16 protein-coding genes are annotated in these 13,320 nt (G+C 70.3%); 8 read left to right on the forward strand and 8 right to left on the reverse strand.

Annotation, left to right across the window (positions count from 1 at the left end; all coding sequences use genetic code 11):
• Positions 1–106: 106 nt before the first annotated feature.
• The 3 genes from ACFWMR_RS39345 to ACFWMR_RS39355 are packed head-to-tail and all read right to left on the reverse strand — an operon-like array spanning position 107 to position 2,633.
• Positions 107–844: an FAD:protein FMN transferase gene (locus tag ACFWMR_RS39345; protein ID WP_378382070.1), complete on the reverse strand. Its 738-nt coding sequence runs from the start codon at positions 842–844 to the stop codon at positions 107–109.
• Positions 841–1,260 (reverse strand): FMN-binding protein, encoded by a 420-nt coding sequence (locus ACFWMR_RS39350; RefSeq protein WP_378382072.1) that lies wholly within the window; start codon positions 1,258–1,260, stop codon positions 841–843. Before ACFWMR_RS39350 ends, ACFWMR_RS39345 begins: the two co-directional genes overlap by 4 nt.
• Positions 1,261–1,277: 17 nt before the next feature.
• Positions 1,278–2,633: a ferredoxin reductase family protein gene (locus ACFWMR_RS39355; RefSeq protein WP_378279480.1), complete on the reverse strand. Its 1,356-nt coding sequence runs from the start codon at positions 2,631–2,633 to the stop codon at positions 1,278–1,280.
• Positions 2,634–2,770: 137 nt separating this feature from the next.
• Here ACFWMR_RS39355 and ACFWMR_RS39360 point away from each other — a divergent pair, with 137 nt between their 5' ends.
• Both ACFWMR_RS39360 and ACFWMR_RS39365 read left to right on the forward strand, forming a co-directional pair.
• The gene (locus ACFWMR_RS39360; RefSeq protein ID WP_093932859.1) at positions 2,771–3,472 is read left to right on the forward strand and encodes a response regulator transcription factor; all 702 of its coding nucleotides are present in this window, start codon (positions 2,771–2,773) and stop codon (positions 3,470–3,472) included.
• Positions 3,469–4,902: a sensor histidine kinase gene (locus tag ACFWMR_RS39365; protein WP_378382074.1), complete on the forward strand. Its 1,434-nt coding sequence runs from the start codon at positions 3,469–3,471 to the stop codon at positions 4,900–4,902. The genes ACFWMR_RS39360 and ACFWMR_RS39365 overlap by 4 nt, the downstream gene beginning before the upstream one ends.
• A gap of 303 nt (positions 4,903–5,205) precedes the next feature.
• On the opposite strand, the gene ACFWMR_RS39370 is transcribed toward ACFWMR_RS39365, so the two are convergent.
• A complete protein-coding gene (locus ACFWMR_RS39370) occupies positions 5,206–5,859 on the reverse strand; it encodes a pyridoxamine 5'-phosphate oxidase family protein (protein WP_378382076.1) in 654 nt (217 codons plus the stop codon).
• Positions 5,860–5,949: 90 nt separating this feature from the next.
• On the opposite strand from ACFWMR_RS39370, the gene pdxR reads away from it, so the two are divergent.
• Positions 5,950–7,308 carry a MocR-like pyridoxine biosynthesis transcription factor PdxR gene (pdxR, locus tag ACFWMR_RS39375; RefSeq protein WP_093932862.1) on the forward strand — a complete coding sequence of 453 codons (1,359 nt, stop codon included), beginning with the start codon at positions 5,950–5,952 and terminating at the stop codon, positions 7,306–7,308.
• 33 nt (positions 7,309–7,341) lie between these two features.
• Positions 7,342–8,313: a zinc-binding dehydrogenase gene (locus ACFWMR_RS39380; protein WP_378382077.1), complete on the forward strand. Its 972-nt coding sequence runs from the start codon at positions 7,342–7,344 to the stop codon at positions 8,311–8,313.
• A 17-nt stretch (positions 8,314–8,330) separates the two neighbouring features.
• Here ACFWMR_RS39380 and ACFWMR_RS39385 read toward each other — a convergent pair whose 3' ends face one another.
• Both ACFWMR_RS39385 and ACFWMR_RS39390 read right to left on the reverse strand, forming a co-directional pair.
• The gene (locus ACFWMR_RS39385; protein WP_378382079.1) at positions 8,331–8,873 is read right to left on the reverse strand and encodes a DUF3515 domain-containing protein; all 543 of its coding nucleotides are present in this window, start codon (positions 8,871–8,873) and stop codon (positions 8,331–8,333) included.
• Positions 8,874–8,892: 19 nt separating this feature from the next.
• Entirely contained in the window at positions 8,893–9,126 is a 234-nt protein-coding gene (locus tag ACFWMR_RS39390; RefSeq protein WP_005160289.1) for an Lrp/AsnC ligand binding domain-containing protein, read from the reverse strand.
• Between the two features lie 133 nt (positions 9,127–9,259).
• On the opposite strand from ACFWMR_RS39390, the gene ACFWMR_RS39395 reads away from it, so the two are divergent.
• A complete protein-coding gene (locus ACFWMR_RS39395) occupies positions 9,260–10,216 on the forward strand; it encodes a thiamine-phosphate kinase (RefSeq protein WP_093932865.1) in 957 nt (318 codons plus the stop codon).
• A gap of 3 nt (positions 10,217–10,219) precedes the next feature.
• On the opposite strand, the gene ACFWMR_RS39400 is transcribed toward ACFWMR_RS39395, so the two are convergent.
• Positions 10,220–10,954 (reverse strand): GNAT family N-acetyltransferase, encoded by a 735-nt coding sequence (locus ACFWMR_RS39400; protein WP_378382080.1) that lies wholly within the window; start codon positions 10,952–10,954, stop codon positions 10,220–10,222.
• A gap of 111 nt (positions 10,955–11,065) precedes the next feature.
• On the opposite strand from ACFWMR_RS39400, the gene ACFWMR_RS39405 reads away from it, so the two are divergent.
• Both ACFWMR_RS39405 and ACFWMR_RS39410 read left to right on the forward strand, forming a co-directional pair.
• A complete protein-coding gene (locus ACFWMR_RS39405) occupies positions 11,066–11,536 on the forward strand; it encodes a GNAT family N-acetyltransferase (RefSeq protein WP_093932867.1) in 471 nt (156 codons plus the stop codon).
• 8 nt (positions 11,537–11,544) lie between these two features.
• Positions 11,545–12,066 (forward strand): gamma carbonic anhydrase family protein, encoded by a 522-nt coding sequence (locus tag ACFWMR_RS39410; RefSeq protein WP_378382081.1) that lies wholly within the window; start codon positions 11,545–11,547, stop codon positions 12,064–12,066.
• Here ACFWMR_RS39410 and ACFWMR_RS39415 read toward each other — a convergent pair.
• Positions 12,063–12,287, reverse strand: coding sequence for a hypothetical protein (locus tag ACFWMR_RS39415; RefSeq protein WP_378382082.1), 225 nt, complete (start codon positions 12,285–12,287; stop codon positions 12,063–12,065). The genes ACFWMR_RS39410 and ACFWMR_RS39415 overlap by 4 nt on opposite strands.
• Positions 12,288–12,592: 305 nt before the next feature.
• Between ACFWMR_RS39415 and ACFWMR_RS39420 the strand changes: the two genes are divergently transcribed.
• On the forward strand, positions 12,593–13,270 hold the full coding sequence (locus tag ACFWMR_RS39420; RefSeq protein ID WP_093932870.1) for a uracil-DNA glycosylase: 678 nt from the start codon (positions 12,593–12,595) through the stop codon (positions 13,268–13,270).
• Positions 13,271–13,320: the final 50 nt, after the last annotated feature.

The raw sequence follows: 13,320 nt of genomic DNA on the forward strand, positions 1-13,320 counted from the left end.
GTCCGTGAAGGCCTCCTTGAGGGACCCAGAGTCCCTCAAGGAGGCCTTCACGGACTGGTGTCCGGCGGCGACGAGCGCCGCGGGGCTTGCGGTCCCCCTGGGCAGCTCAAGCCAGCCGCAGCCCCGGCGACCGGTGCACCTGCCGTTTCGCGTCCACGATCAGCACCTGGCAGCCCGGCTGCGCCGCGACCCAGGCGATCCCTTCGGTCCCCATCGCGAACGCGGCCGTGGCCAGGGAATCCGCCGTGACGAGGTCGTCGGCGGTGACGGTGACGCTCAGCAGCCCGACGGGCGGGCGCCCCGTCCGCCCGTCCAGGATGTGCGCGCCGCGTTCGTATTCCGCCGACGTCGCGACAGCGCCGCCGGACGACTCCACCACGGCGCAGACCGCGTTTCTCCGCTCGGGATGCCGGATGCCGACCCGCCACGCGCGGCCGGGTTCCGGTTCGCCGGAGGTGACCACGTCCCCGCCCGCGTTGACACAGAACACGTCCAGCCCTTCGGCCAGCAGCAGCGACGCCGCCCGCTGTACGGCCCAGCCCTTGACCATCGCGTTCGGGTCGAGCCGTCGTCCGGGGAGCCGGGCGCTGAACGCGCCGCCGGACAGCCGTTCGTAGTGATCGCACAGCGAAAGCACTTCCAGCAGGTCGTCGCTCAGTGCCGAAGGCGCGAGTTCGCCGCGGTCGTACCGGCAGACCTCGCTGCCGGCCTTGAACGGGCTGAACCGGGCGTCGACCTCCCGCAGCCAGCCGAAGACGCCGTCGATCGCGTGGGCGACGAGTTCACCGTCCGCCCGGACGTCGACCGAGACCGGCAGCCCCATCACCTGCTCGACCCGGTTCATCTGGCGTCCAGCGCCGCCTGCAGCGAATCGATGTACGACTCGCTCGTCGACGTCGCCCCGGAGACGGTGTCGATGTCGGCGCTCTGCGCGGTCAGCGTCTCCTCCTGGAGGATCGGGATCGCGTCGACGCCGCGCCCGCTGATCGGCCGTTGCAGGAGACGGACCTCGGAGATCTTGTCCTCGGCCGAGATCACCAGCCGCACCTGCACGGTGCCGTACCGGTTGCTCTCCACCGAGCCGTCGATGGTGCGCTCGGCGCCTTCGGAGGCGCCACCGTCCGAAGAGGACACGGTGGAAGGAGCGGGCGCGGCGACGGCCACGGTCTCCGAACCCAGCGGGGAAGGTTCGTACAGCCAGACACCGAGGAATCCGGCGGCCGAAAGGGCGACCGTGGCGGCGACGATGGTCTTCTTCATGATCGGGACTCCCTGGCTCAGGCGGCGAGGCTGAAGCGTTCGGCGTGGACCTGCTGGTTCGGCACCCGCAGTTCGCGCAGGCTGCGCAACGTCGCCGAGGTCATCCCCGGCGGTCCGCAGACGAAGACGTCCCGATTCTCGATGTCCGGCACCATCCGCCCCAGGCTGGGCGCGCCGAGCACCGGCCCGTACGGACCGGCCAGATCGGACGGTCCACTCAGGACGTGGACGACGGCGCCGCGCGCCTGCGCCAGCCCGCGAAGCTCCGGCAGCAGGACCGCGTCGAGCTGGGTGCGGACGCGGTAGAGCACCACGACGTGGCCGGAGATCTCCTCCAGCAGCGCGCGGATCGGCGTGATCCCGACGCCGCCCGCGATCAGCAGCGCGTCCGGTTTCCGTTGGTGCATCGTGGTGAACGCGCCGTACGGGCCTTCGGCGAACACCCGCGTCCCGGTCTTCAGCGACCGCAACGACGCGCTGCCCTCACCGGCGGCTTTCGCGGTCAGCCGCAGAGTGCGGCCGTCCGGCGCGGCCGACAGCGAGAACGGATTGGCCTGCCACCAGCGATCCCGGGTCATGAAGCGCCACAGGAAGAATTGACCGGCCTTCGCGGGCATCTTGTCCAGGTGCTTTCCGGTCATGTACACCGAGACGACGTCGTCGGATTCAGGCACCACGGCGACGACTTTCAGCCGGTGCCGCAGATTCCGGGCCAGCGGCAGCGCCACGCGGCCGGCGAAGACCGAGCCGAGCGCGACACCCCACACCGCCCACCAGTAGGCCTGCGCTCCGGGCGACGACGCGAACGATCCGCCCAGCGCGATCTGGTGACTGAACGCCAGCACGACCGCGGCGTAGGTGTAGAGATGCAGGAAATGCCAGGTCTCGTACGCCAGACGGCGCCGGGCGAAGCGCGCGGAAACGGCGCCGACGAGCAGGATCAGCGCGAGCGCGACGACCGCGCGCAGGATCCCCTCGAGTTTGGTCACCATCGTGACGAACTCGTCCGCCACGCCGTTGTCCTCGACCTGCGCGTAGCCGAAGACGATGAAGACGAAGTGGGTCAGCAGTGTCCACAGGAGGCTGAACCCGGTCCAGCGGTGCCAGACGGTGAGCCGGTCCATGCCGAGACGGCGGTCGAGCCACGGCAGCCGGGCGACCAGCAGCAGCTGGAACGCCATCGCCAGCGCCCCGTACAGCCCGGCGAGCCTGCCGACGCTGATGAGCACGTTGTCCGACGGTCCCGCGGTGAAGAAGAGCGCGGTCACGGCGGCCACGTTGGCCCCGATGAAGGTCAAGAGCCCGGCGCGTGCGGCGATCCTGGGACGGATCGCCGGGCGCGGCTTCACGGCGGTCTGCGTCATGGTGGTCACACGTGGTTCCTTCCGGTCCGGTTCAAGCACCGAGCCTGCTGGGCCAACCTGTGACCTTTCTTGGCGGAACCTGTCGGCTTCCTGTCGTCTGCGCTCCCGCCTCGCTCTCGCGCGCGCGTTAACGGAGGATGGGCCTTGTGAACACCGAGACCCCCGTTCGACTACTGGTGGTGGACGACGAGCCGCATATCGCCGATCTGGTGGCCACCGTCGCCCGCTACGAGGGCTGGCAGGCCGTCACCGCCGGGTCGGGCGAGGCCGCGCTCGTCAGGGCGGCCGAGTTCGTGCCCGACATCGTCGTGCTCGACCTGATGCTGCCCGGGATCGACGGGTTCACCGTGCTGGACAGGCTCCGCGAGTCCGGGACGGCGGTGCCCGTCGTCTTCCTCACCGCGAAGGACGCGACGGCGGACCGTGTCGCCGGGCTCACCCGGGGCGGCGACGACTACCTCGTCAAGCCGTTCTCCGTCGAGGAACTGATGGCGCGGCTGCGCGCGGTCCTGCGGCGAAGCCACAGCAGCCAGGCCAGGGCCGCCGCGCTGCTGCGCGTCGGCGATCTGACCATGAACGAGGACACCCGCGAGGTCGCCCGCGACGGCAAACCTGCCGAGCTGACGCCGACCGAATACGAACTGCTGCGCTATCTCATGCGGCGTTCGCCGTCGGTGATGACCAAGGCGCAGATCCTCGACCACGTCTGGGAATACGATTTCGGCGGCCGGTCCAATGTGGTCGAACTCGTCATCTCCCACCTGCGGCGCAAACTCGACGCCGGCAACGAGCCGCTGATCCACACCGTGCGCGGGGTGGGCTACGTCGTGCGGCAGGCCGCCAGATGAAAACACTGCGCCGGTGGTACGACGCCTGGCGCCGGTCAAGGCTCGGGACCCGGCTCGCGCTCGGCCTCGGCGCGCTGGCGCTGGTCGTGTTCGCCGTCGTCGGCACCGTGATGGTCGGCATCATGAAGGGCTATCTGAACGACCGGCTCGACGAACAGCTCGCCAAGACCCAGATCAGCCAGGTGCCGTCACTGCGCACCACGCACGGCGGGAAACCGCAGCAGTCCTACGGCTGGTTCTCCGCCGTTTTCTCGGTGCAGAACGGTGACGCGCTCCCGCAGGACGGCGGTTCCCTGCCACCGGACTCGAAAGCGCTCGAAAAGGTCGCCGAGGACGCGACGCGGACCGAGGTGCTGCGGACCGTCTACATCGAGGACAAGGGCACCTACCGCGTCCGGGCCTGCCCGATCGAGCCGAGCCGGAACATCGTGCTGGTCAGCGCCGCGCCGCAGGCGGATCTGGACCGGACGGTCAGCCAGCTGATCATGGTCGAGGTCGTCGCGTTCCTGCTGGCGCTGGCGGTGCTGGTGATCGCGGGACGGCTGGTGCTGCGGCGCGGGTTGCGGCCGCTGAGCGACATGGCCGGGACGGCGCACGACATCGCGTCGCACGATCTGACCACGAACGCCGATCTCCCGGTGCGCGCGCCGGCGAACGGTGGCGGCGCCGAGGTCGAGGAACTGCGGACGGCGTTCAACCTGATGCTGGCGCACCTCGATTCCTCGCTGGTCGCGCGCAGGGAGGCGAACGAACGGCTGCGGCGGTTCATCGCCGACGCCTCGCACGAACTGCGCACGCCACTGACGTCGATCCGGGGCTACGCCGAGCTTTTCCGCTACGCCGCGGCGAACGAACCCGCGGAACGCGAGGCGCACCTGTCGAAAATCCGCGAAGAGACCCAGCGGATGAGCGTCCTCGTCGACGACCTCCTGCTCCTCGCGCGCCTCGACGCGCCCGAGACCGAGGCGCCGCTGCGGCTGGTCGACGTCGACCTCGCCGAACTGATGACCGACGCGGGCGAGGCCTTCGCCGCCGGCCGCCCGGAGCATCCGCTGACCGTCGGCCCGCTCCCGGAAGACGTCGTCCTGCAAGCGGATCCGGTGCGCCTGCGGCAGGTGCTGGACAATCTGCTCGCCAACGCCGCGGTGCACACGCCGCCCGGAACCCCGGTCACGGTGTCGGGCTCGGCTTCGGATTCGGAGGTCGTCCTGCGGGTGAGCGACGCCGGGCCGGGGATCCCGCCGGAAGCGCGGGAACGGATCTTCGACCGGTTCTTCCGCGTCGACACCGCCCGCACCCGCGGCAACGGCGGGACCGGACTCGGGCTTTCGGTGGTGCTGTCACTGGTCTCCGCGCACGGCGGGACCATCGAGGTCGCGAGCGTGCCGGGGGCGACGACTTTCACCGTGCGGCTGCCGCGGACGCGCTGAAGGCTTTCGAGGTGGTCGTGAGTGGTGGTTGCGTGGCTGTCAGGGCGTGACGATGTAGGAATCGGGACGTTGAACGTCCCGATTCCTACATCGTCGCCAGGGATGCCGGTCTTGGACCTTGATCAACGGAAGATCCGGGACACTCAACGTTCCCGATCTTCCCCCGTCGACCGCCAATGACACCTTCGGGACTCCGCCCTCCGCGAGGATCACGCCCCGAGGCGAAGGGGCCTTCTCCACGTGTCATGAAAGGGTCTTTCAGGACGAAAAACGTCCTGAAAGACCCTTTCATGACATCAGCGACTACCCGACCCGCCCCTTCACGTGGTCCGGCACCACCCAGTCCGAAGCCAGGTCCGCCGACGGCTCCGGCTCCCCGAACACCGTCCGCACCGGCAGCACTCCCGCCCACGAGAGATCGGCCGCGACCTCGTCCTCGGGGTCGTCGGGACCCTCGCCGCGCATCTTCACCGACGCCTCGGTGAGGTCCAGTTCCAGCACCGAAACCGACGCGAACTCCTTCGCGTTGACGTCCCGCGCGTGCTCCCACGAGCCGGGCGCGAGGTGATCGGTCAGCACCCGCAGGCCGTGCATCTTCCGTTCGCCGTCGGTGACCGCGGTCGCCTTGCCCAGGATCACCGCGCTGCGGTAGTTCATCGAGTGGTTGTTGACCGAGCGCGCGTAGACGATGCCGTCGAGCAGGGTCACCGTGACGCAGACCTCGACGCCGTCCGAGTCGCGCATGCTCCTCGCCCCGGTGGAGCCGTGCAGGTAGAGCGTGTCCCCGTCGCGGCCGTAGCCGGTCGGGATGACCAGCGGGACGCCGTCGCGCACGATGCCGAGATGGCAGATCAGGCCTTCGTCGAGCACCGCGTACAGCGCCGAGCGATCGGTGAGCGCGCGGTTCTTCTTGCGGTTGAGAGTGGTGCGGTCGGTGGGAGACAGCGGTGTGGGCATGCGAGCAGTCTCACCCACGCGAGTGGCCTGTAATAACGGCCAATTCTCCTATACTTGAGAAGGCCACTTCACGGAGAAGCGGAGTACAGCATGTCCGACACCGCTCTGCCGGTCAGCCTCGACCGCGATTCGCTCGTCCCGCTCGCGGTCCAGCTGGCCGACGCGTTGCGCGTGGCCGCCGGCGACGGGCATCTGCGCGGTGGCGACAGGCTGCCTTCGACCAGGGCGCTCGCGAACCGGCTCGGCGTCAGCCGCACGGTGACGTCGGCGGCGTACGAGCAGCTTCACGCGGAGGGCTGGATCGCGGGCCGTCACGGCTCCGGCACCTATGTGACCACGACACCGCCCGCGGACAGGCCGTCGAAAGGCCCGGCGCCCGGTAGACCGGCCGCGCCGCCCACGCTGATCGACCTCACACCGGGCGTCCCGTGGGCCGACGGCGTCGAAAGGGCCGCGTGGCGCCGCGCGTGGCGGGCCGCCGCCGATCCGCGCCCGACCTATCGCGAGGACAGGGCCGGTCTGCCCGCGTACCGGGACGCGGTGTCCGAACATCTGCTGCGCCATCGCGGGCTCGCCGCCGGAACGGTGCTCGCCACCGGCGGGACGACGGCGGCGGTGATCGAACTCGCCGGCGCCGTGCTCTCGCGCGGCGACCGGGTCGCCATCGAGGAGCCGGGCTACCAGCGCGCGGTGCAGGCGTTCCGGCGGGCGGGGATGGAGGTCGTGCCCGTCCCGGTCGACGAAGAGGGCCTGCGCCCGGACGCCGTCCCCGCCGACGTCCGCGCGGTGTACTGCTCGCCCGCGCATCAATACCCGCTCGGCAGCCGGATGAGCGCGTCCCGCCGGGTCGAGCTCGTCGAACTCGCCCGTGCCGAGGGCATGCTGGTGATCGAGGACGACTACGACGGCGAGCTGCGGTTCGACGTCGCGCCGCTCCCGCTGCTGGCCGCGCTCGCGCCCGACGTCGTCGCGCATCTCGGGACCACGAGCAAGATTCTCACCCCGGCGCTGGGCGCGGGCTGGATGGTCGCGCCGTCACCCGTCGCGGCCGCGGTGCTGGAGTATCGCGAAGGCACCGGGACGCGCCCGTCGCCCGCGGGGCAGCGGGTGCTCGCCGAACTGGCGCGGCACGGCGATCTGGGGCGGCATCTGCGGAAGCTCCGGCGGGAACTTTCGGAGCGCCGGTCCCTGGTTTCGGCCGCGCTGACGTCGGCGGGGATCCCGGTGCTCGGCGACGACGCGGGCGCGCACCTGGTCGTCCCTTGTGGAACGGCGGCCGAGGAAGCGGCGCGGCTGACGGCCGCGGAACGCGCGGGGATCCGGCTCGACGGGCTCGTCCGGCACTTCACCGGGACGCCGACGGTGTTCGGGAACCTCATCGGCTACGCGGGTTGCTCGCGGGAAGTGCTGCACTCCGCGCTGAAACCGCTGATCCCCGTGTTCGCTTGACCTCCAGCGAACTGGAGGTCCTACCTTGCGGTCATGCGTGCGATCACAGTGTCCCGCTTCGGCGACCCCAGTGTTCTCGAACAGATCGAACTGCCCACTCCCGAACCCGGCGAGGGCGAGCTCCGCATCGCGGTGAAGGCGGCCGGAGTCGGCTGGCTCGACGCCCTCATCCGGCGGGGCGACGGACCCGACGGGTTCGGGGTCGAGCCGCCGTACGTGCCCGGCAGCGCGGTGGCGGGCATCGTCGAGGCCGTGGGCGCCGGAGTCGACCAGACCTGGCTGGGCAAGGAAGTCGTCTCCAGCGCGGTGGGCGACTACGGCGGGGGATACGCGGACACGGTCATCGCGCTGCCCGAGGACACCTTCCCGGTTCCGGCGAGCCTCGACCTCCAGCACGCTGTCGCCCTGCTCAACGACGGCAGTACCGCGTTGGCGCTGCTGGAGAAGACCCCGGTCCGGGCAGGGGAGCGGATTCTGGTGGCGCCGGGGGTCGGCGGTCTCGGCAGCCTGATGGTGCAGCTCGCCCGCGCGGCGGGCGCGACCGTCATCGCGGCGGTCCGCGGCGGCGAAAAGGCGGCGATCGCCAGGAAACTGGGCGCCGAGCCGGTCGACTACTCGGCGGCGGACTGGACGGGCGAGGCCCTGGCCCGCACCGGGGGCAAGCGGCTCGACGTCGTGTTCGACGGCGTCGGCGGTGAACTGGGCGCGGCCTCGCTGGCGCTGCTGAAGAACGGCGGCCGGTTCTCGGGCTACGGCATGTCCAGTGGGGCCGAAACGGTGATCGGCGACGCCGACCGCGCCCGGCTGTCCCTTGTGGACATGTCACAGCTGGTCGGCTTCTGGCCCGACAATCCGCGCCGGGTGCGGGAAGTGCTGCGGCAGGCGGCCGAAGGGAAACTGACGCCGATCATCGGCCGGACGTATCCCCTGTCCGAGGCGTCCGCCGCGCACTCGGACATCGAGGCGCGGCGGTACACCGGGAAGAGCCTGCTGGTCGTGCCCTGAATCAGAACCGCAGGCGGTCAGAAACGCAGTGGCACGGCGGGGAGGTTGGCGCCGATGACGTCCGAAACGGTCTGGAGCGGCCCTGTCCCCGCGGTGTCCGGCACGGTGAGTGCCGTGTAGACGGAGCGGTCCACCACGAACCACGTCGCGGAGCCCTCGCCCTCGACCTGTAGCCATTGGACGTTGTTGATCGTCCGCAGTTGCGAGGTCCGGGTGAGTTCCGGCGGCTTGCCGAGCCCGCAGCGCAGGACCACCGGGTCGCCGGTGCCCCAGCCGACCGTCGCCTCGGGCGCGGGATCGGCCAGCTTCCGCCGGACCAGCGTGTTCCCGGACGACGTGAGTTCGTGCGGGAGCGCGCCGATGAGCTTCGCACAATCGGGTGATCCCGAGTGTGGCGCCGGGACCGGGACGAGCGGGAGCGGGCCATCGGCCGCGGGAGCCTCGGATTCCGCGCCGCGGGTCAGCCCGAAGACGGCGACGCCCGCGACGAGCAGCACCGCCAGGCAGACGGCCGCGATCAGCAGTGGTTTCGGGGGAGCGCCGGTGTCCGTGTCAGCCACCGGACCACTACACCACCTCTTACAGATGCACGACCGGGCAGGTCAGCGTACGAGTGATGCCCTCCACGTTCTGCACCTTCGCGACCACGAGCTGGCCGAGCTGATCGACGGTGTCGGCCGCGGCCTTGACGATGACGTCGTAGGGGCCGGTGACATCCTCCGAACTGGTGACACCGGAGATGGTGGAGATCTCCGCGGCGACCGCGGCGGCTTTGCCGACCTCGGTCTGGATGAGGATGTATGCGTGGACCACGGCGCGCCCCTTCGTAAAAGTCGGCTCAAGGTAGGAACGTTGTAGCAACGTATCGCCAGCCCCGGGAAAAACCTAGGGCTTCCGACTATCGGTGATCGACATTTGTCCGGACAAGGGAAAGTGGAGGTGACGGGTGTCACCGAACGACGGCACGGTCGCCGGGACCGGTGAATTCCGGTTGATCGAAGCGGTGACGGCCGGCCGGAAACAGCCGGAGACGACACTGCTCGGACCGGGGGACGACGCGGCCGTCGTGGCCACCCCGGACGGCCGGACGGTGGCCACCACCGACGTCCTCGTGCAGGGCGTCCATTTCCGGCTCGACTGGTCCAGCGCCGAACAGGTGGGGCGCAAGGCGGTCGCGGTGAACCTCACCGACATCGCCGCCATGGGCGCCCGCCCGACGTCCGTCCTGGTGGGATTCGCCTGCCCGCCGGACACCGAGACCTCGGTCGTCACGGAACTCACCCAGGGCATGTGGATCGAAGCCGAACGCGCGGGGATCGGGATCGTCGGCGGCGACATGGTGCGCGCCGACCAGATCGTGATCAGTGTCACCGCGCTCGGGGACCTCGGCGGCCGGGAACCGGTCAAGCGGTCCGGCGCGCGACCCGGCGACGTCGTCGCGGTCTGCGGACGGCTCGGCTGGGCGGCCGCCGGGCTCGCCGTGCTCGGCCGGGGTTTCCGCTCACCGGTCAGCGTCGTCAACGCTCAGCGCTGCCCCGAACCGGATTACGAAGCGGGCCTCCGCGCGGCCGACGGCGGCGCGACGGCGATGATCGACGTGTCCGACGGGCTCCTGTCCGACCTCGGCCACATCGCCACGGCGTCCGACGTCGGGATCGACATCCGGACCGCGGATCTCGACGTGTCGAGCAGGCTGACCGAGGTCGGCACCGCGCTCGGCGCCGACCCGCTGAAATGGGTCCTGACCGGCGGCGAGGACCACGCTTTCGCGGCCACCTTCCCCGCGTTCGCCGACCTGCCCGAGGGCTGGACCGAAATCGGCGTCGTCACGATGCCGGATTCCGGGGTGACGGTGGACGGGAAGAAGTACGGGCACCACGGCGGTTGGGAGCACTGGCGCTAGGGATCAGCGTGAGGCCCACCAGGTGGACTGGGCGGTGAAGGTGAAACCGAGGGATTCGTACAGCGGCCTGCCCGCTTTGGAGGCGGTGAGGGTGACCGGCAGCCCGGCCAGCGGGGCGAGGGAGCCGAGCATCACGGCCCGGCCCACGCCGCGGGAGCGGAAGGCCGGCGGCGTGCCCACCCAGTAGTGACTGCCGAAGCCGTCCTCCACGGCCGTCACGCACGCCCCGGCGACCTCGCCGTCGAGCCGCGCGACGAACACGCCGACCCCCGGCTGTCCGAGCAGGGCCATGGGGAACATCTCGCCCGCGCGATAGGGCTCGAACCGGGTGAGTTCGAAGCCCGCGATCACCGCGAGTTCGGCGGCGCGCAGGTCCGTTTCCGCGTCGACCCGGACCACCTCCATCGCAGGTTCGGCGACGGGGGAGGGCGGGCGCAGCATGATCGGCATCTGCCAGCTGCGCATGTCCCCGAGATGGTTCAGATCGGTGGCGCTGAAGGGATCCTCGGCGTCCACGGGGCCGTCCGCCCGGGCGGCAAGCTCGGTGATCTCCGCGAGTTCGTCGTCGGTGAGGCCGGGTTCTTGGAGCAGGACGCGCAGTCCCGCGCGTTCGTCACCGGCGACGGCGAGGAAGCCGCGGCGGCGGATCACCTCGTGCCCGCGGGACCGGCCGGTCGCGGCCCAGAACGCGGCGGAGTTGCGGGCCTGGCGCAGGGGCGCCTCGGCTTCGATCGACATGATCGGAAACCTAAGGCGCGCCGATGTCCCGGCGACAGTGCCGATCACGTCACATTTGCTTGGGCCAATTCTGCTTTCCCCGTGCCACGGCCGCTCGCTAATCTCGCGCTCATGGACCTTCGTGTGCTGCCCTACGACCACCCCGACGCGGTGAAGCTGCTGGCCGAAGCCCAGCTCGAGCTGGCCGCCCGGTACGGCAGTGAAGACGAGACGCCGATGGACGGGGCGCAGTTCGCCGCGCCGAGGGGACTGTTCCTGGCCGCCTATCTCGACGACGTCCCGGTCGCGTGCGGCGCGTGGCGGGCACACGACGGGCCCGACCCGTTGCTGCCCGGCGACGCCGAGATCAAGCGCATGTTCGTGATGGCCTCGGCGCGCGGGCGAGGTGTCGCGCGGGCGATCCTCGCCGATCTGGAACGGACGGCCGCCGAGGCCGGACGGCTGCGTATGGTGCTGGAGACCGGTGACAAACAGCCCGAGGCCATCGCGCTGTACGAGTCGGCGGGCTACCGGGAGATGCCGGGCTTCGGGTACTACAAGGACGAACCGGAAAGCGTCTGCTACGGCAAGTCGCTGGTCTAGGAGAACACATGCCGATCTACGCCCTGGGCGACCTCGAACCGTCGATCCACCCCGACGCCTACGTCCACCCTGACGCGACGGTGATCGGCGACGTCCGCATCGCGGCGTTCGCGTCGGTGTGGCCGCAGACGGTGCTGCGCGGCGACCACGGGTACATCGAGATCGGCGAGCGGTCCAACGTCCAGGACGGCTGCGTGCTGCACTGCACCCGCAAGGAGCCGACGGAGATCGGGAACTCCTCCGCCGTCGGGCATTCCGTGCACATCGAGGGCGCGCGGATCGGCGAGGGCTGCCTGATCGCGTCGGGATCGGTGGTGCTGAACGGAACCGTCGTCGAGGACGGCGGGATGGTCGGCGCGGGCGCGGTTCTCTCCTATGGGTCCCATGTGGACAGTGGGCACATCGCGCTGGGCGTCCCGGCGAAGACGCGGCCCAATACCTCTTTCGGGCCGGACATGATCAAGCTCGTCGTCGATGGTTATGTCGAGCGTGCGGCCCGGTTCCGGGTCGAACTCCGGCGGCTGGACTAGGTCTTCTCCCGCTCGTCCGGCGGGTCCGCGTCGTCGGGCTGTCCCGATTCGACGTGGTAGAAGGGCAGCCTGATCTTGGACGGGGCGCCCTTGCCGTTGTGCAGTTGCTGCCGCTGGGTCAGCCAGCCCGCGAGGAAGATCAGCAGGAGGATGCCGGCCGTCACCAGCAGCGCGGGGACGGACATCCCGAGCAGACGGACGAAAAAGCTCTCGAACGGCACAGCCCAGCCCTCACCTGCCGACGAGTCCCGGGGCGTCCCCACCAGCCGGTCAGGGGTTGGTGTGCGGTCTTGCGTGGTGGTGCTCGGGCGTTCCGGCCCCGGGTGACCTCTCGCAGTAGGTCAGGCGGAACACCGCGTTTCGCAGACCTGCTAGACCGGGCAGGCGGCCGGATGGGAGCCCCACGACACCCGCCTCCCCATGAACGCGGGTGCAGTTCTCCTGGCTCTCAGGATACGACCCTGTGACTGGCGTCTCAACCCACCGGAAAAAGGGGCGCCGACCGGCCTGAGTAAGCTCGCACGCCGTGACCGCACGACCGCTGCAGGACATCGTCGAAGAAGGCTGGGCGCAAGCCCTCGAACCGGTGGCGCCGCAGGTCGCCGCGATGGGGGAATTCCTCCGCGCGGAGATCGCCGCGGGCCGGACCTATCTCCCGGCCGGGGAGCACGTGCTGCGGGCCTTCCAGCAACCGTTCCACGACGTGCGGGTGCTGATCGTCGGCCAGGATCCGTACCCGACGCCCGGGCACGCGGTCGGGCTGAGCTTCTCGGTGGCGCCTGACGTCCGGCCGATCCCGAAAAGCCTGATCAACATCTACAAGGAGTACTGCGAGGACCTCGGGCATCCGTTGCCGTCGAACGGCGACCTGACGCCGTGGGCCGACCAGGGTGTGCTGCTGCTCAACAGGGCGCTGACGGTGCAGCCGGGCAAATCGAACTCGCACCAGGGCAAGGGCTGGGAAGACGTCACCGAGCAGGCCATCAAGGCCCTCGCCGCGCGGGACGAGCCGATGGTGGCGATCCTGTGGGGCCGCAACGCGCGGAACCTGAAGCCGATGCTGGGGAAGGTGCCGTGCATCGAGTCGGCGCACCCGAGCCCGCTTTCGGCGCACTCCGGCTTCTTCGGCTCGCGGCCGTTCAGCCGGGCGAACCAGCTGCTCGCCGACCAGGGGGCCGGCCCCGTGGACTGGAAACTCCCCTGACCCTCGCTTGAAGTACATGATGGCCCCCTTCCTTGCGCTAGGCGCAAGGA

This window comes from Amycolatopsis thailandensis (assembly GCF_042723255.1).
GTDB lineage: Bacteria > Actinomycetota > Actinomycetes > Mycobacteriales > Pseudonocardiaceae > Amycolatopsis > Amycolatopsis thailandensis.